The sequence below is a fragment of the Polaribacter atrinae genome (assembly GCF_038023995.1).
GTDB lineage: Bacteria > Bacteroidota > Bacteroidia > Flavobacteriales > Flavobacteriaceae > Polaribacter > Polaribacter atrinae.
The window spans coordinates 2179937-2200314 of the sequence record NZ_CP150660.1 but is presented as its reverse complement, the minus strand read 5'-3'; the positions used below and the strand labels follow the sequence as shown (position 1 = coordinate 2200314).

The window sequence follows — 20378 nt, the reverse complement described above, 5'->3', positions numbered from 1 at the left end:
TTAATAATTTTTGTTGTTATTTTTAGTTTCCTCCTAAGTTATAAATAATATTAAATCCTCCATTAATCGCTTGTCTAGGAAAAGTGGTAGAGATTGCATATCTAGATGTTTGATGGTTGTAATAGAATGATGCTGTTAAACTATTACTTAATCTATAATCTGCGGTAAATTTAATAGAAAAAAGTTTTTGTCCACCACTAATTTGATCATTATCTTCATCTACAGACCTAATTTGTGTAATATTATCTCTTAATGATACATCTGCTCTTAAATTAATGTCTCCTTTTAGTGTTTGTTTTTTACCTGTAAAACGAGTGCTAAACTTTACGTCTTCAAAAACATAGCCCATTCCAAATATATATTCTGTCCCAGAAATATCTGTTAAAGTACTATTGTTAAAATTCATAGTAAGTGTTCTGTCGCTTTTTATTTCTCCTCTTAAAGAGAAAGAGTTTCTCATTTTCATGTCTAATTTAATTAGTGGAGAAAATTCATCGACTAAAGTAACTGCAGATACTAACAATTCAGATTCGTAATTGTTAGCAACATTTAAGTTAGCATACGGGTTGTTTGAATCATACTGTAAATTGTTGGTAAAACTAGATACTGTATAAGAAGATCTATAACCATGTGAAACTACAAAGTTGCTAAAGTTTTTCTTAAAGAAGTTAAACTTCATTAAACCATTATAACGCAAAGTCCAGTTAGGAATAGGAACATCTCTAAACAAACCTGTATTTACTTTATCTGGACTCTTACCAGAATAAGCAGCTACAAAGGCAGGTAATAAAACTTGCTGACTATTGGTACCAAAACCACTTGCTGGCACTTCGTTTTCTGTAGCTAATCTGTTAGAAATAATACTTCTATAATCTCTTAAGTTCTGAAACAAAACATCACCATCTGTAAATGCTGTAGAAACCATAGAGTAACTAGTACTAAAGTTTCCTGTTTCAAAGAAAGGTGTATTTTCAAATTGATTGCTACCAGATACTAAATCTAATTGTTGAGAGATATCTCTTGTTTGTATTTTATTACCTCTAACATCTATGTTTAAATCCTTTATAGGTTTTAAAGTAAAAGTATAATCTAATTTATTGTAATGAGTTTTACTGTAGGTTTTACTGTAATACTCATCACCATTATTTCTGCTTACAAACCAACCTTGTTCTAAAGCTTTATTTCTAATATCTACTTGACTACCAAAAGCAAAAGAAGTAGGAGCACCGCCTAAAAAGCCAACATCTTCCGTATAACCAGGTAATAATTGACCATTGTTTTCTGAGTAACTTATTTTTCCTTGTTTTACAGAAGTTACAATATCATAAGTGCCTTTTAAAATCTTTTTACCAATCGATAATTTTTTATTTTGTTTAACTCTTCCTGGAGTTCTTGGTAAATTATCACCTTTTTCTCCTTTTGTACTTTTACGTTGATTTTTAGTTAATAATAACTTTTCGAAACCTAGCCCTTTATAAAAGCTATCAAAATTAATAGTAGTATTTAAATTGTGTGTATTTGCATTCTGAATAACGTTTCCTATCAGTTCTACAGAAGGTACATCAACACCATTAACGTTTATTGTATTTTGTGGAGCTGCTTGCCAATCGAAATCTGCGGTGTATGCATAATCTGCTTTTATAAACTTTAAAAACGGAATTTTATCTATTGGTAAATTATAGGTACCGTTTAATGCTTGATGATAATGATTTGCTCTTCCTGTGTTAAAGAAGTCATCAAAAACTTGTATTTCATCATCGCTACCAAAAGTATCGTAAATATAGCTGTTGGTGGCATTAAAGTTTACTTGTAACGATTTTGTTAAATCGAAACCAATAGTATAATCCCAATCGAATAAAAATCTACGTTGTTTTAATTCTGGTTGTGCAGATAAACCTGCAACTAAATTTCTAGACTGTTGTTCGTTATAATTTCTGTTGATACTAGAATTAACGGCAAAAGTTTTAGGAATTGGATTAAAATTAAAGTCTTTTAGAAGTTGCCAATATTTGCTTTTAAAAATAGAATCATTATTTTTAAAAGGTTCTATTGGTTTAGAATCAAAACTAAAATTATAAGAAGCAGATGCTCTTACACTTTCGTTAATACGTTTTTTGATGTTATAATTTCTTTGAAACTCTTTATTGTGTGCGTAAGAAACTGCTAAGTTTTCTACATCATAAAATTTTTGTTTTTTGGTAGAATTAGGGTTTCTATTCTTTTTTACGTTTGTAAAACTGATACTTGTTCTTTTGGTATAATCTCTAGAGAATTCACTATTTTCATTTTCACCTAAAGCATCTGCTAATTCTACGTCTTGAAACTGAGGATCGTATTTTGGGTCTATATAAAGTTCACCAACACTATAACTCATTGGCAATTGAATTCCCCATTTTTTAGGGGTTAAAACTTTACCTAAATTTATAGTAGTAGCAACATCGTATTGTTTTGTTTCATCTAAACTACGTTGGCCTACTCTGTCTTCTACATTACCAAAACCAACTGTAGACATGCTACCAGATAAAGAAATATTTGCTACATCTGCAAAATTTGCATCGGCATTTAAAACAGCTGCCCAACCACCTTCATTATCAAAACCAGAAGAACGCAACTCATTAAACCAAACCTCACCACTAATAGGAGAAGTTGTTTTATTTTTAACTCCTAAAACAATTGTTTTTAATTCTGCTAACGTTGGGTTTCCTTTTACAGAAATGGTATATGGTATTTCTGCATCTTGTTCTGTAGAGGTGTAGATGTCTGTAATGGCAACTCCAACTCTGTCTCTTTCTAATTTGACCAATCCAAAAGTTTCTAGAAAAGCATCTAAATTATTTGCTTCTGGCCAAATATCTAAAGCAGAAGTACCGTTTTGAGATACTTTTAAAGGCATTTCTATTTGATAAAAATTGTCATCTAAATCTGTACCTAATCTTATAACCGCAGAAAAATCATCATCATTAATTGCAAGTGCTCCTTCATTTTTTTGAAGGTGCATAAACATTTTTAAATTTTTAAATCGTCTTAAATCTATGCTGATGTTTTTATAAATTGCTCTGGTTTCATTTGCAGGTAAATTATTTACTTTTAAGGTAACAGATTGTTCATTTTGTAATTGTATACTAGTACTACCTTGTAATTGTTCTCTTTCTATTCCTGGAGGCTGTATATAACTTCCTTCATTTTGTTCTATACTTACAACACCAACTTCAAAGTCTTTTAATTCGTTTTCATCTAAATCTACTGGAGTTGAAATAGATTCGTCTAAAGTTTTTGTATAACGTCTCCAATCTCCACGTACCAAGTCTAACTCACCAAAACGAATTACAACAGGCATTTTAAAATTAGTTAAAAACATTCTAACAAAACGAATACTATTAAAATCTGAAATACCATTTACAGGTGTTCCGCTTCTAATAGGGACTCTAAATTGATACCAAGTTGTTGTTTGGTTTGCTCCGTTTTCTAAAGTTACATCTGTTGTTTTTTTATCAACAATAAAATTCTTTCCAACAACCAAATCATTTCTATTCATAGAAACTTTATACTCGTAGTAACTTTCTACGGTATTCATGGTCTGATCTTTATTAATATCTTCTACATCTGGATAGGTTGTTGATGAAGTAGGGTAGCTTTCTGTAGATTGATTTAAGGTTGGTGAATTCCCTTGTGTATTGTTATAATTTTTATACCTGGTAAGAATAGAAGCACGGTTTGCATCTAATTCACTTCCTCTAAAATATTGAAAATTATCTGATGCAGGATCATTAGGATTTAATTTACTAAAGTTAGGAATGGTTGCATTGTACTTAGAAAATTCTTCAGCATCATTTAAACCATCATAACCAAGATCTTGGTTGGTTCTAGATTCATCATTTTCATCAAATGCATAAATAATAGATGGGTTTGTTGGTACTTTACCCCAAGTTGTCTCTGCTGTATTTAAGTCTCCACCAGTTTCAGATAAACCATTTTCATACATTTTACGACTGTCTTTTAAGATGTCTTCTGAAACATTACCTAAGTTTATATATAAATCTCCAACTTGGTTTGATGTGTTTTCAGGATTCATGCCAATAGGCAAACCTTCTGCTTCTGTAATTGAATAGTTTTCATAAGGATCCATTACCCAAAATTGAACATATTCTACATTTGCTTGGTCAAAATTGTTGGTTGTTAAAGACCTCATAACTCCTGCCCATCTATTTTCTGGATCAGAGAAAGTTCCGTCTGCCTTTACGTTAATACCAGTATCTAAATTATAAGAACCTCTTTCTGAAGGAAAATAGGCTAAATCTAAAGTTCTTATTACAGAATTCTGTGTAATGTCTAACTGAACATTAGGAAACAATTCTCTATAATTAATCTGTCTTGTTTCTGCTCTAGAAAGTTCTGCAGCATTAATGTTTGCAGGGGTATCTCCAGCTCCATAAAAAATTTGATCTACATTGTACCAAGCTAATTTTCCTCTTTGGTAGTTGTAAGATAAATCTTCTTGATCACCATTAAAACCAGGAAAATATTTTGGAGTACTTGCTTCATGCCAATCTAATGGCGATAAGATACTAATAGGTATTTGAGAAGCTTCAAAATCATCTATATAAGAGGTTGCAGCACCTGCCACATCAATTCCGCTTGGTGTTCCAGGAAGCAAGTATGCCATGTCTGCTCTAACCGATAAGTTAGACGGGACATCTGTATCTACAAAAGGTAATTTATTAGCTAATTTTGTAAAATAAGGTACTTCTGTTGTGTAATCTATATTTGCCCCAAACATGGTGTTGTTTATTGGGTCTGAACCAAAATTTACTTTAGGAGTAATAGGCTTTTCATTTACATTTAAAATGGTTGCTCCAATAATAAATTTATCTGAAAACTTATGTTCAACATCTACTCCCATAAATGTTTTTTGTTGTTGATTAAATACAGCGTTGTTTTCTGTAGAAACACTTATTGGTGTTCCAGAAGCTTGCAAGCCACTGTCTATAATTTGTACACGTCCTGCTTGGTAATCTACTACATAATCTACCCCTTCTACTAATTGTCTTCCACCTGCGGTTACTGTAACAGATCCTCTAGGTACATTAAAAGCTCCAATTGGTATTCCTCCAGAATTTTCTGATTTAAAATATCCTTTTAAATAGTATTTATCTTTATTTTGATAGTTGTTTTGCGCGTTTACTTTTGTATTTAAATAGAGTTCTTTAAATAAATAGTTATTGTCTACAGTCTCATCTAAACCAACATCATTGGTATTCTGTTGTACCAAATCATTACCAAAAGGTTCTGGTTCAGGAAAAAAGATAAATCCGTTTGTAGAATTAACAGTAATGCCCTCTACATAATCAAAATATCCGTCTGGAGATCTATACTGACTTTGGTCTAATTGATCTAATTTAAAAACTTGTATTAACGGCAAGTTAGGAATCCCTGCTGTGTTTGAGTTTTGTAAAACATTAGAAGAAATACCTGTTTGGTCATCTCTATATTGAATTTCGAAATAGAAACCATCTTGAGATAATGGATAAGTACCTAAGGCATACACGTTTTTCATCATTAAACGCCAGGTAGGAAAAGACTCTTCAATAGTAACACCACCAACAACTCTATCTCTTTTTGTTTTTAAAATCTCACTACGTAATAACTTTACAGCTAAAGTTTGTGGAGTTTGAATACCATCATTAGAAAATTCCCCAACTTTAAAAGACGTTTTTGTGCTTCCAGAAACTCCACCAGCAATTGTATATTCATAAGCAACAGCTAAAACCTCACCATCATTTAATCTACTATTTAAAGAGATAAAACCTAATTGAGAGTTTAAAGTAAATTCGCTAGAGCTTAATTTTCTTGCATTTTCTAATACAGAATAATCCGTACCCTCGCTCATGTTATAAGGTTGTAAGGTACTATTTACGGTAGAAATACTTCTAATTCCGCTAGTTGTAGTTAGTAAATCAGATAAATTGTTAGATTCGTTTGTTGGTATGTTTCCACCGGTTGTGGTTGGCGGATTTGTAGGTTGTACTTCTCCTGTTTGATTTACCAAAACATCGGTATCAGATTCTCCAATATCTGCTAAAGCCACAATACTTCTATAATCTTCTGTACTTGAGTTTCTGTTGGTTATCCAAACTTCTACTCTTGTAATATTAATTTGACTATTAATTAATGGATAATTTTTAAGTGAATTTGCGTAGTTGTCTATAAAATATTGAGATAAGAAAAAGTGACGGTCATTATCGTAATCCGTAGCCTTTAATTGAAACTCTTGTATAGAAGCACCACCTTCTGAAACTGTTGTTGTACTTTCTGAGTTTTGCTGTGAGAAAACAGCGGTTATATTGGTGTTACCAAATTTTAACTGTGTTTTTATCCCAAAGAGACTTTGAGCCCCATTAATTAATGAGTTTTTAATGGGCATAGAAATATTACCAGCTTCTATTCCTTGTAAAATATCATCTTCTGTTGGCTCGTAACCAATTTTTACTAAATTCTGAAAATCGAAAGTAGATTGTGTGTCGTAATTTGCTGTAAAATCTAAACGTGTACCTACTTGTGCACGAATACTTGCGTTAATTTGTTGATCAAAATCAAACGTAAAACTACTTCTGTTTTCTTCAGATAATTGTGGGTTTTCTGTATTCTGATAAATAAAACCTAATTTTAAATTTAAACTTCCGGTAGGTGTTACTTTTATTTCACTTCCTCCAAAAATAGTTTTAAATAAATCAGATTTTACATAATACGTTGGTAATAAGTCTTTCTGAGCTTCTTTAGATCCTTTTTTCTTAGAGTTTGTAGCACTTACTTTGTCTTTGTAATACTGCGTCATATCTCGCCTTAAACGATAATCTGCGTATTCTTTTTGCGTGAGATAAATAGGTGTTTTTGTATAATAATCGCCTATTTTTTCTACAATTACATACCTGTTTAAATCTTTATCAAATATAATTTCTTTCTCTGCCAGGTAATCTAAAAACAATCCACCCGTTTGCTCTTTTTTAAAGTTATATCTTAACTGTAGCGTGTCATTTTTTACTGTAGTGGTATCTCTATCTGTTTGTGCATATAGAGCTGTATTTGCTATGAAAATAAAAGCAAGAAATAAAAATATTTTGTTAAAAAAACTTTTCAAAATTATTATAAATTTTTTAAGGCTAGTTTTATTAAGTTTTCTACTGTAGCTTCTGGATTTTCTTTTAAAATAGTAGAGATTACTTTCTCTGACTGTTTTTTATTAAAACCTAAAACTTCTAAAGCAGATAACGCTTCATCTTTATTGGTATTGCTTGTAAATGTAGAAACTTCATCAATATTAAAGGTTTTTAAAATTTTATCCTTTAAATCGACTATGACTCTTTGTGCTGTTTTTGCTCCAATACCTTTTACAGATTGTATGAGTTGTACATTTTCGGATGCAATAGCGTGTTGTATTTCTTCTGATGTCATTGATGACAACATGGTTCTAGCAATACTTGGTCCTACACCAGAAACTGAAATTAATAATTTAAAAACTTCTCTTTCTGTTTTTGTGATAAATCCAAAAAGTGTGTGAGCGTCTTCTCTTATGGATAAATGGGTGTATAATACAACCGATTCATCATCTGGTAAACTAGAGAAAGTATTTAGAGAAATATGTAATAAATAACCAACTCCATTGCAATCTACAACAACCTCTGTTGGGTTTTTCTCTACCAATCTTCCTCTAACTTGTGTAATCATATAGTATTTTTTCTAAGCCTCTAAAGTAAGAATTTATTTTAGGTTTGCTGTGAGAGCAAATTATATTTTATAAATCATAGAAAATAGCCTTTAAATGATAAAAGGAAATTGCCTATGATGTATGTTCTTTAAATTTGACTCTCACATCAAATTCTTCTTACACTAAATTATTATTAATTTTAGATCTTTTTTCTTTTTCTTGAGCATCCACAGCAGCCAATGCAGCCATGTTTACCATTTCATCTACACTAGAACCTAATTGTAAAATATGTACAGGTTTACTTAATCCTAAAATTATAGGACCAATAGATTCTGCGTGGTTTAATTGTTTCATTAACTTATAAGTAATGTTTGCTGATTCTAAATTAGGGAAAATTAAAACATTTACTTTTTTACCATTTAGTTTAGAAAATGGAAATTCTTTTGCCAACATTTCTGGGTTTAAAGCAAAATCTGCTTGCAATTCTCCATCGATAACAGTGTCTGGAAAATGACGGTGTAAATAAGAAACGGCTTCACTAATTTTCTTAGAAGTTTCAGAGTTTGAAGATCCAAAGTTAGAAAAAGAGACCATTGCCATATTTGGTTTCATTCCAAGCATTTTTACAAAATTACCAGTCATTTGAGTAATTTTCACCAATTCTTTTGCCGTAGGGTTTATGTTAATTGTAGTGTCTGCTAAAAATAACGGACCTTGTTTTGTTAACATTAAGTTGGTTGCAGCAATTTTAGTAACTCCTTTGTCTTTTTCAATCAATTCTAAAATAGGCTTTAAAACTGTTGGGTAAGGTCTAGAATATCCTGTAATTAAAGCATCTGCTTCTTTTTCGTTCACCATCATTGCAGCAAAATAATTACGTTCTCGCATTAATTTTGTTGCTTCAGATAAAGTACGTCCTTTACGTCGTCTATTTTGCCAATAAATCTTTCCAAAACGTTCTCTACGTTCTGTTTCTTCGTCTATTTTTGGATCAATAATTGGTACAATTGCAGTAAAACCAATTTCTGCTTTTAAAGCTAAGATTACTTCTTTTCTTCCCAATAATATTGGGTCACCAATCTTTTCGTCATGTACTCTTTGCGCAGCTTTTAAAACATCTATATGGTCTGCTTCTGCAAACACAATACGTTTTCTATTGCTCTTTGCTCTGTTGTGTAAAATTCTAATTTCTTTACTTCCAGAACCAGAACGTTCCATTAACTCTTCTCTATATTTATCCCAATCTTCAATTGGTTCTAATGCAACACCAGAATCCATTGCAGCTTTTGCAATTGCTGGTGGAATTTCATAAATTAATCTTGGATCAAATGGTTTTGGAATAATATACTCTCTTCCGTAAGCTAAACTTACTTCATCATAGACAATATTTACTTGCTCTGGCACCGATTTTTTAGCTAAATCTGCTAAAGCATGAACGGCTGCCATTTTCATTTCTTCATTAATTTTGGTAGCTCTAACATCTAAAGCACCTCTAAAAATAAATGGAAATCCAAGTACATTATTCACTTGGTTAGGATGATCAGATCTTCCTGTAGCCATAATAATATCCTTTCTTGTAGCAACTGCTACATCGTAATCTATTTCTGCAACTGGGTTTGCCATAGCAAAAACAATGGGGTCTTTTGCCATTGTTAAAAGCATCTCAGGAGAAACCACGTTTCCTTTAGATAAACCAATAAATACATCTGCATTATGCATGGCTTCATCTAGCGTGTGCAAATCTCTATCGGTTGCAAATTCTGCTTTTTGTGAGGTAAGGTTGTCTCTATCGCTTCTAATAACGCCTTTACTGTCGCACATTACCACGTTTTCTTTCTTTGCACCTAATTTTAAATACAAAAGTGTGCAAGAAATTGCAGCAGCTCCAGCTCCATTAACAACAATTTTTACTTTACTAATATCTTTGTTGGTAATGTCTATGGCATTTTTTAAGGCTGCAGCAGAAATAATTGCTGTTCCGTGTTGGTCATCATGCATTACCGGAATGTCTAATTCCTCTTTTAACCTTCTTTCAATTTCAAAAGCTTCTGGTGCTTTAATATCTTCTAAGTTTATTCCTCCAAAAGTAGGAGCAATTGCTTTTACGGTTTGTATAAAAAGTTCTACATCAGTTGCATCAACTTCAATGTCAAAAACATCGATATCTGCAAATATTTTAAAAAGTAATCCTTTTCCTTCCATTACTGGTTTAGAAGCTTCCGGACCAATGTCTCCTAAGCCTAAAACTGCAGTTCCGTTAGAAATTACTGCTACTAAGTTTCCTTTTGCAGTATATTTATATGCATTGTTTTTATCTTTTACAATTTCTAAGCAAGGTTCTGCAACACCGGGTGAATATGCCAATGCTAAGTCGTGTTGAGTGGCATATTTTTTAGTAGGAACTACCTCTATCTTTCCTGGTTTTGGTTTTGCGTGATATAATAAAGCTTCGTGTCTTTTTCTAGAATCGCTCATATAATAAGTCTTTGCTTGTTTAAGCTTACAAATATATGATTTTCAGTGAAAGAGAAAATTTATTTTCTAATCTTTTAAAGGACCTTTTAACTTAAGGTTTATTCATTAGTATTCTAATATGATAAAGTTTTTGTGGTATTGTTTTCTGAATAGGTAATAGAAAAAGAATATGTTTTAAGATTTGCTTTTAGTTGAGCAAAATCTTTTTTGGTAGACCAGGTTATATTTAATTCATTTTCAGAACTTTCATTGATGTTTATTGTTCCTTTAAATGCTTTAGAAGTATTTCTTAGTCGCATTATTTTTAGTTGGTTTAAAACAATATCTGTTTTAACGCCTTGTTCTATGTCTTTATTTGATAAGGTTGTTCTGTTAATTTCTTTGTGACCACCGCTTCCGCCTTTATCTGCGGCTGCATAATTATTTTTACCTGCAAAAATATCTAAATACCATACTTGAGGAATGCCTGGCATAAACATTTGAATGGCTCTTGCTAGTAATAGTTTTTGTTCATTTTCTCCTAATGCACTAAAAAAGGTTGCGTTAACTTGGTAGTACGAAATTTTATTTCCGGCAGGGTCGTATAGGTTTTTTACTCTACCACCGCGTTCTAAAATAGTATTCATGATCGATTCTATTTCAGCGTCTTTTAGTAAACCGTTATTGTATTTTCCGTTAACTTCTTTTCCTTTTAAATCTAAAACAGGTATTCCGTCATGACACCCTAACATGTTTACAGTTTTGTAACCTTTACTAATAATTTCTTTTGCCCAAGTTAAAAGAGCTTTAGCATTAGATGTTTCTATGGTGTGAATCATTAATCCTGGTAAGAAAAAGTCGTAGATTTGATACCCTTCTTTTGCTACCTCATCATGTAAATCTAAACCATATTCTGCATGAATTTCTGGTAAAAGAATAAGATCATTTTTTTTAGCAATTTCATTAATGCGGTCTAAATAGGTCCAAGTACCTGGTTTGTTAAAAAAATTAGTTTGTCCAACTTCTTTATGTAAATAGGCAAAAGCATCTAATCGTAAAATTTTACAGCCAAAACTTTTTACTTTAGATAACGTTTCTTCGTAAAAATCCCAAACTAATTCAGATTTGGCATTTACATCCATTTGCCCCAAAAAGGATCTATTTTTTTCTACTAAAAGGCTTATTTCTTTTTTGTATTTATTATAATCTCCTAAGTCAAGATCATTAATATTAATTTTATTCTCAATAGCTAAATTAACTTGTTTACAAACTAATTCAGCTTTTTGAGAATTTGTGGGAATACTGTTTTCTAAATCTTTGCTATTAATTTTATTGTATTTAATTTCTTGGTAAAAAGTGTTCCAATACGGTTTTTCTGTGCCGTCAGGAAAAGGAACTTTTAGTATTGGAAGTCCAGATTTTCTCATAAATAATTTATTAAGAAACGCTTCTTTTGGTATTACAATGCCTTCTTTGTTTTTAGTTCCGTTTTCTTGCCAAAAAGTATTCCAATTGATAAAAAAATCTTTAAATTTTGATTTTTCACCATTTTCTAATATGTCTTTAAATTGTGGAGAATTTACAGATAAATGATTTAGAACAATATCAAATTTTAGCATTATGTTTAGTTCTTCTAAAGATTTTAAATCTTCTTTAGAAACTAAATCTGTATTTAAATTATAATCTATAACAGAAAACCCTCTATCTAAATCGCTATTAAAAAAGGTAGGTAACACATAAAACAAAGAAAAAACATCTTTAAATTCTGGTGTTTTAAGCATAGAAATAGTGTCGCTTAATTTTTGTCCAATACTATCTGGGTAAGCATTAAGCATTACTCCGTTAGAAATTATATTGTTTTCTTTTTGCATAAGATTGTAATTACTATAAAAGTTTAGATAAAATATTAATGTTATCTGGCAGTCTGCCAACGTTTTGAAGTTTTAAAGCCGCTAATTTTAAAGCAACCTGTAAACAGTCTTGTATTGGTTTTTCTTTAATGTAAGCAAATAAGAAACCAGACCAAAAAGCATCTCCTGCTCCTGTAGTGTCCATTACTCGTTCTACTTTAATGGCTGGTAACTGAATAATTTCTTTACCAGATTGTGACAATTTAACACCGTTACTGCCTAATGTTAAACAAACTGTTTCTACACCTAGGTTATGAAAAAAATCAAAAATCTCTTGGTGTGGTAACTCTTTTTCAAATAAGCGAAGCATATCGTCTTCACTAATTTTTATCAAAGGATTAAACTTACAGTAGGCTTTTATTACGCTTAAAGCTTGTTCTTGACTGCTCCATAATTTTTTAGCATAATTTAAATCAATACTTAATTTACAGCCTAAATTATAAGCCTCTTCTGCTTTTTTTAAGATGGTAGTTTGTGCAGGTTCTCTACTTAATGCAAAACAAGTTGTGTGATATATATTGGTTTTAGTCAACATTTCTGTAGATATCTGCTCTTCTGTAATGTGATAATCTGCTTCACGAAAGGGAATAAAATCTGGAGTTCCCTCTGATTTTGATACAAAAATGACACTTGTAGGCTTCTTGTCAATTTTTTTAATATGGTGTGTATTTACACCTTCTTCTGCAAGTCTTTTAAAAATGTATTCGCCAAAGCCATCATCACCAACGGATGATATCATAACAGATTTTAATCCTAATCTAGCAGAATTCATAGCAACATTAGTAGGTGACCCACCTAAATATCTATGGTAATCTCTAGTATTATTAATAAGTACGCCAGATTGGTGGCCAATGAAATCGATAAGGACTTCACCAACACATAGTATGTCTATATTTTTAGTTGTGTTTTTCAATTTTTTAATTTTAATTAGCGCTTTTTAGTCTAAGAAGTTCAAGAATTATTCAACAGAAATAGTTGTGGTTGCTGTATTTTTATGATCAATATTTGGTTTAGGTTCTTTAAGACGTAGTGCAAAAACACCGGCAATAACAAAAAGAACACCTCCTAGTAGTATTGCGTTTACGGCGCTATTATTTAAAATATTTTTTACAATAGGTCCAAATGTTACTGTTTGTATTCCCATAGGAATAACAATCATCATATTTAAAATTCCCATATACACTCCACGTCTTTCTTGTGGTACAATTTTAGAAACCATAGAATATGGAATTCCCATCATTGCTGCCCATCCGATACCAAATAAAATCATAGGTAAAATAACTAGCATAGGATCATGAATGTAGGGAATACTAAGCATAGCAATACCTGTTAAGAACAAACTTAAAACATATACTTTTTTTCCACCCCATTTTAGGGCTAAAGGAACAAGAGCTAAAGCAAAAACAATTGTAGAAATGTTGTATGTTGTATTCATTTTTGCAGCCTGACTTAAAGCTTCAGACTTGTTAAAGCCCATACTTTCTTCGAACATTGGAGAAATAAATTGCCAGTAAATAAATAGAGCATACCATTGAAATAAATAAACGGCTGATAATTTCCACATAAACTTAGGCATGTCTTTTATTGCTTGTACAATTTCTGTAAAAGGTGTTTTAACTCTATCTAAAAAGGGTAGTGCATTGTGTTTTTTAATTTCTTCTAATTCTTTATTTGATGGCGGTATTTCTGGAGTTTTTAATACCGACCAAAGAATTGTTGCAATAGATAGTATTGCTCCTATAAAAAAGGAATAATACAACCATTGAGGTATAGAAGTTGCTGCTGTACTTGTGGTTTCTTCTGCGCCAAACCAATCTTGAAAAAGGAAAATGGAAGCATTAGCTAAAACAATACCAGCACCAACAAATAAACTTTGCATTTGGTAACCAAAACTTAATTGTTTGTTTGGTAGTTTGTCTCCAACAAAAGCACGATAAGGCTCCATTGCCATATTGTTTCCAACATCTAGAATCCATAATAAACCAACAGCAAACCATAACGATGGACTATATGGAAAAGCAAATAAACATAAACTACCTATTAAAGCACCAATAAGAAAAAAAGGCTTTCTTCTGCCCCAACGAGGAGACCATGTTTTATCTGAAATAGCTCCGATTATAGGTTGAATAATTAAACCTGTAACAGGACCTGCTAGATTTAATAATGGTAAATCTTCATGATGAGCCCCTAAGAATGAAAATATAGGATTAACTGCTGTTTGTTGTAAACCAAAACTGAATTGAATTCCTAAGAATCCTACATTCATATTAAAGATTTGCCAGAAACTTAAATTAGGTTTTTTTAATTTCATTTTATTTATTTTAATCTATTCTTTTTTAAGAAAGACATAAATGTCTAAGCTATCTAATAATTATGATGATACATCTTTTATTGTGGATTAATAAAAGTTTCAATTTCTGATTGCAATATTTTTGGATTAGCTCCTTCACTTTGAGCAACTAATGCTCCGATAGCGCAAGCAAAATTGATTGCTTTTTGTGGGGTTGATTTTTTTAATAATTCACTAGTTAGTGAAGCTAAAAAAGAATCTCCTGCACCAACAGTGTCAATAACATTTATTTGATAACCACTATTGTAGTAAAAAATATCGTTATATAATAAAACAGCACCATGTGGTCCTTTAGTAACACATACATGATTTGTATTTGTTTTTGCCGCAATAAATCTTATATTCTGTTCAAGTGAATTGTATTTTGAACCTATTTTTTTACAAACTTCATATAACTCATCATCATTAAATTTAATAAAATTTGCTTTTTCCATTAAATATAGTAATACATCTGTTGTGTAATGAGATTGCCTTAAATTTAAATCGAAAATTTTATATTTCGCGGCTTCAATTAATTCATACAATGTTTTTCTTGAAGTTTTGTCTCTTGCAATTAAACTACCAAAAACAAAGGCATCAGCGTTTTCAACTTCATTTTTTGCTTTTTCAGTAATGGAAATTTTATCCCAAGCACTTGGGTAATTTATAGTATAAGAAGCAGTGCCTCTTTTATCTAGTATGACATTTACTTTACCAGTTTGAAATTGTTTTTTTATTTGAATATGGTTGGTGTTAACTTTATTATCTTTAAGATACTCAATTATTTTTTGTCCAAAATTATCTTCACCTAAAGCACTTATCATTGTAACGTTATGACCAAATGAACTTAATCTGCTGGCAACATTTAGAGGAGCTCCTCCTATTTTTTTATGAGTTGGAAATATATCCCACAAAACTTCTCCAAAACAAACTACTTTTGACATCTTTTAATATTTAAAAATAAAACAATTTCATTGTGATAAAAACAAGAGAGATTAAACAATGTCAATCTCTCTTGATACCAATTAATTCAATTCAAAAAACAATCTACACTATATTAGTAACCAGGGTTTTGCTTGTAAATGCCACCTGTAAAATCTATTTCTCTTTGAGGGATTGGATAGTACTCATCTCTACCTACTGTAAAATTAGCATTTGTTAAAAAATCTTTTCTTGTTTTTTCAACTGCTAAATATGCATTTAGAACTTGTTCTGCCATTCCCCATCTTACTAAGTCAAAAAATCTTGGACCTTCCATACCAAACTCTAAACGTCTTTCAAACATTAAAGCTTTAAAAGCATCATCTTTAGACATTCCCATGGCATATTCACCCACATTATATACATTACTAGCCCCCGCATTCATTTGTCTTTGAGTGCTTACTTTAGCTCTTCTTCTAATTTGATTGATAATTTCGACACCTGCATCTACTTGATTCATTTGAATTAAAGCTTCTGCTTTAAATAAAAGTACGTCTGCATATCTTATAAAATCTACATTCTTTGAAGTACCCACAAAAGGACCTTCTTTTACATAACAACCACAATCTGGTGCTTGCTGTTCTTTCATGTTTCCAAAATAACCATACACTCCTGGGTCTCTTGCCCAACTAAAATTGTATATCATATCTCCAGTAGTATTTACCGTATTTCTGTATTTAAAAGGACGACCTGGTATACCTACTGTATGATCTATTCTTGGGTCTAATGTAATTCCTGTAGCTAAAGCAGTTTCTCCATTTGCATCCACAACATCAAAAATGTTACTATCATTAAAAGTATCTAATAATGGTAAGCCAGAAGCATCCGTTTTAAATGCGTTTACCATATTGTGACTAGCCAAATGAAAACCACAACATCCATACAGCCCAGTACCCTGAGGTGAATTTAAACCGGTTACAAAGCTTACTCTACTAACAGTTGTTCCGTCATTAATAGAAAATTGTGCAGCCCAAATAGATTCTGAACCATTATCAAAACCATCTAAAAAGTTATTTCCATAATCTCCTTCTAAAGCACCTATTACATCATCTGCATAATCAACTACCTCTTGTAATTTAGACATGTTTATATTAGTAACGGCGTGATTATCATTTTGCTCATAAGCTTGGTATAAACGTAGTTTTGCTAAATAAGCTGCTGCTGCATTTTTATCTGCTCTACCAACCTGATCTTGAGATTGAGGTAAGTTATCATAAGCAAATTTAAAATCATCTGCAATTGTGTTCCATAAAGCATCATTATCTACATCATTAGAAACTTTAATAATTTCATCTTGTGTTAAATCTTCTGTGATATATGGAATTTTTTTAAACAATAGTTTAAGCATAAAATGAGAGTGCGCTCTTAAAAAACGAAGTTCTCCTTGTCTTATAGCTTTGTTTGAATACTCTACATCTGGTATATCATTAATTACTTTTAAAGCAAAATTAGCTCTCGATATTGCTTTATAATAATTAGTCCAAGTTCTTGGTCCCATCCAATCTAAAGGGTCGTCTGCAATTGTTAAGTTGTATTGTTCATATCTATCTACAATATCAACATCACCTCTACCACCACCACCTTTGTAGGCATCATCAGATCTAACACTTCCGTAAACCCACATGTTAGTTAGTGGACCTACCATGTCATCATTTGCTATTCCTGCATATGCTGCAACAACTAATGCTTCTGCATTTTCTGCTGTAGCTACGTTTTCATTAGATAATACACCTTCTGGTTCATATTCTAAGAAATCATCAGAACATCCTGCTATTAAAAATGTAGCAAAGATTCCCGCTAATAATATTTTTATATTCTTCATTTTAATATTTTTTAAAAGTTAATGTTAAGACCAAGTGATAATGTGGTTGGAACAGGAATGTTATCTACATTTGTTCTTTCTGGATCTGATCCTATATAGTCTTTAGGTGTAAACCAAAATAAATTTTCTCCTTGAACGTAAAATCTTAAACTTGACATGCCTGCGAATTTATTAACAATTTCTTCTGGTAATGAATATCCAAATGACAAGTTTCTTATTTTGAAATAAGAATTATTTCGGTAAAGATAATCAGAGGTTCTTGTATCGTTATTTACAAGTGATGCCGCTGGAATATTTGAACCCGTGTTGGTTGGTGTCCATGCATTTAAAACACCTAAACCAGCATTTTCTCTTCCTTGTACAAAGTTATTCCAGTATATATATGGGTCTAAACCTATTCTACCTGTAACACCTGAGCCGAATACAGAAAAGTCGAAGTTTTTATATTCTAAGTTTACTCTAATTCCATATTCTAAATCTGGTAACGTTGTGCCAATAAAATCTCTGTCTTCTGCACCTATACTGCCGTTTCCATCTAAATCTTGAAATTTTAATCCTCCAGGTCTAGCTCCAACTTGAGTTGGGCTTGCATCTATATCTGCTTGACTTTGAAATAAACCATCTGTTTTATATCCGAAAATTGAAAATTGAGAATGCCCAATGATAGAATTGTCTATAGTACCAGGATAAGAAGATACAACCTCTTCTGGTAATGCCGTAATTTTATCTTTAAAAGCACCAAAGTTAGTAGAAACAGTTAATTTTAATCCGTTTTCAAAAGTATTAGCATAAGCTAAAGCTAATTCCCAACCGTTAGTTTCTGTTGTTGCTCCATTTAATACTCTTTGTTGTCCTTCTCCTACTACAGAAGCAATTGGTGGTGTTGTTAAGATATCACTAGTTTCTCTAGTAAAATAATCGAAAGTACCAGTTACTTTATTGTTTAATAAAGAAAAGTCTACACCAAAATTAAATTCTTTGGTAGTTTCCCATTTTAAAGCTGGGTTTGATGCTTGAATTGATACAAAACCAGATGGTAAATTACCTGTGTTATTTCCGTTTAAATCATAAGCGGTACCAACATTGTAAAACGTATTAAAGAAAAAAGTATCTCCAGTAGCTTGTAATTGATTTTGTCCGTAATTAGATTCAAATAAACCAAAACGTGCTAAATCTCCAATAGATTGGTTACCAACTTCTCCATAACCCGCTCTAAATTTTAAAGAATTTACAATATCATTTTCTTTCCAAAAATCCTCATTACTAATTCTCCAACCTACTGTTGCTGCAGGAAAAATACCATATCTATTATCTGCTCCAAATCTTGATGAACCATCTCTACGTACAGTTACAGAAGCTAAATACTTATCTTCGTAACCATAATTTACTTTCGCAAATTGAGACAACAATCTACTACCTGTAGAAGACCCTAAGTTTGTTTTTGCTCCTGTAGCAGCATCTAACTGAAAGAAAGACTCAGTCTCTACTGCAAATCCATCTGCTTGTGCAATAAAACTATCTTGATCGTCTTTAATAGATTCTGCTCCTAAAAGCACTCCTATTTTATGCTTTTCGGCTAATTCTACACTATAATTTAAGGTGTTTGTAAATACTAAACTTGTAAATTTTTGATTGCCTTGTATCAATCTATTTGTAGCTCTTGTTATAAAACCATTGTTAACTTTTCTTTCAATATCCCTTCTGTCTACTACATTATAATCTACACCTAAGCTAGTTCTATAGGTTAGATTTTTTGCGATATCAAACTCTCCATAAATATTTCCAAAAAAAGTGGTTCTGTTTGTATTGTCCCAACTATTAAGTTGTTGCATTAAAACAGGATTATTTCTGTCTGAATAACCAGAACCCAAAGGGCCAGCAAACTCTCCGTTTGCATCATATACAGGAATTGTTGGTGCTAGTGATATAGCTAAACTTGTTGTATAACCACTACCAACGTCTCTAGCAGCTAAAGTTTCATCAGAAGTAGACATTTGTGAATTTACACCAACTCTTAACCTATTATCAAATAAATTAAAATTAGAGTTTAATTTAGCTGTAATTCTTTCGTAACCTGTGTTTTTTAAGATACCTGTATTGCTTAAATGACCTACATTTATTAAGTGAAATGAATTGTCTGTACCTCCAGAAAATGAAATTTCATTATTGTATAAATATCCAGTTTGGTAAGTTTCGTCTTGCCAATCAGTGTCTCCAACTGGTACACTTGTATCACCACCAACAAAGGGCTGTACAGTTACACTATTTAAAACAGGGTTATTAAAATCACCGTTCCAATCAAAATTATATATTTCACCATAACCACCACTAGGGTCTGCACCATCATTAACAGATGCTTGCCATAAAGCTTTACCTCTTTGCAATGCATTTAGCATTTTATAACGTTGTTTTTTTTCTGATAAAACTGAAATGTTTGAGTTTAAACTGATTTTAAATTTTTCTGCGCCTCCTGCTTTTGATCTGTTTTTTGTAGATACAACTACCACACCATTTCCTGCACGAGCTCCATAAAGTGAAGAAGCAGAAGCATCTTTAAGAACTTGAACAGATTCTATTGTACTTGGGTTTAAACTTGCAAAAACTTCTTGCCTTAGTGTTGGCACACCATCAATAACAAACAATGGGTTGTTGTTACCAAGGGTGGTTGCACCTCTAATTAGTATATTATTACTTGTACCAGTTGGGTCTCCGTTTTTCTCAATAAATAAACCAGCTACTTGGCCTTGTAAACTCTGTACGGCACTACCTGTACTTAAACCAACACCCTTAATAGGAGCCATTTCTACAACAGATATTGCCCCAGTTACATCTACCTTTTTTTCTTTGGAGTAACCAGTTATTATTATTTCATCTAGTTGACTTGCTTCTGCTGTTAGTACAACATTTATAACAGTTCTACCGTTTATTTTTATGGTTTCGATTTTGTAACCCAAATAACTAAAAACCAATGTGTCATCACCTTTTGTGTTGGCTAAAGTATAATTTCCATCAAAATCGGTTGTTGTTCCAACAGTAGTGCCAGATACAACTACTGAAACACCTGGTAATGGCATATCTCCATCTTTATCAGTAATCACACCTTTAACCTGGGCTTGGGCGGATATGCTGATAAGAGCAAATATTGTAAGTAAAAAGAGTAATTTACGTCTCATAATTTAT

General features: G+C 31.7%; 9 protein-coding genes. All 9 read right to left on the bottom strand.

The window, feature by feature from the left end; genetic code table 11:
- Positions 1 to 22 precede the first annotated feature (22 nt).
- A complete protein-coding gene (sprA, locus tag WG945_RS09575) occupies positions 23 to 7135 on the bottom strand; it encodes a cell surface protein SprA (protein ID WP_231874466.1) in 7113 nt (2370 codons plus the stop codon).
- A gap of 5 nt (positions 7136 to 7140) precedes the next feature.
- Complete coding sequence (gene ruvA, locus WG945_RS09570; protein ID WP_068447388.1) at positions 7141 to 7722, bottom strand: Holliday junction branch migration protein RuvA; 582 nt, start codon at positions 7720 to 7722, stop codon at positions 7141 to 7143.
- Positions 7723 to 7879: 157 nt separating this feature from the next.
- On the bottom strand, positions 7880 to 10177 hold the full coding sequence (locus WG945_RS09565) for an NADP-dependent malic enzyme (RefSeq protein ID WP_068447387.1): 2298 nt from the start codon (positions 10175 to 10177) through the stop codon (positions 7880 to 7882).
- Positions 10178 to 10290: 113 nt separating this feature from the next.
- Positions 10291 to 12027 carry a glycosidase gene (locus WG945_RS09560; protein WP_068447385.1) on the bottom strand — a complete coding sequence of 579 codons (1737 nt, stop codon included), beginning with the start codon at positions 12025 to 12027 and terminating at the stop codon, positions 10291 to 10293.
- A gap of 13 nt (positions 12028 to 12040) precedes the next feature.
- Entirely contained in the window at positions 12041 to 12979 is a 939-nt protein-coding gene (locus WG945_RS09555; protein WP_082864137.1) for a carbohydrate kinase family protein, read from the bottom strand.
- 45 nt (positions 12980 to 13024) lie between these two features.
- Positions 13025 to 14377 carry an MFS transporter gene (locus WG945_RS09550; RefSeq protein ID WP_068447384.1) on the bottom strand — a complete coding sequence of 451 codons (1353 nt, stop codon included), beginning with the start codon at positions 14375 to 14377 and terminating at the stop codon, positions 13025 to 13027.
- A 77-nt stretch (positions 14378 to 14454) separates the two neighbouring features.
- Positions 14455 to 15339 (bottom strand): carbohydrate kinase family protein, encoded by an 885-nt coding sequence (locus WG945_RS09545; RefSeq protein WP_068447380.1) that lies wholly within the window; start codon positions 15337 to 15339, stop codon positions 14455 to 14457.
- A gap of 113 nt (positions 15340 to 15452) precedes the next feature.
- The gene (locus tag WG945_RS09540; protein ID WP_068447376.1) at positions 15453 to 17198 is read right to left on the bottom strand and encodes a RagB/SusD family nutrient uptake outer membrane protein; all 1746 of its coding nucleotides are present in this window, start codon (positions 17196 to 17198) and stop codon (positions 15453 to 15455) included.
- Between the two features lie 11 nt (positions 17199 to 17209).
- Complete coding sequence (locus WG945_RS09535; protein WP_068447373.1) at positions 17210 to 20371, bottom strand: SusC/RagA family TonB-linked outer membrane protein; 3162 nt, start codon at positions 20369 to 20371, stop codon at positions 17210 to 17212.
- Between the last annotated feature and the right edge of the window lie 7 nt (positions 20372 to 20378).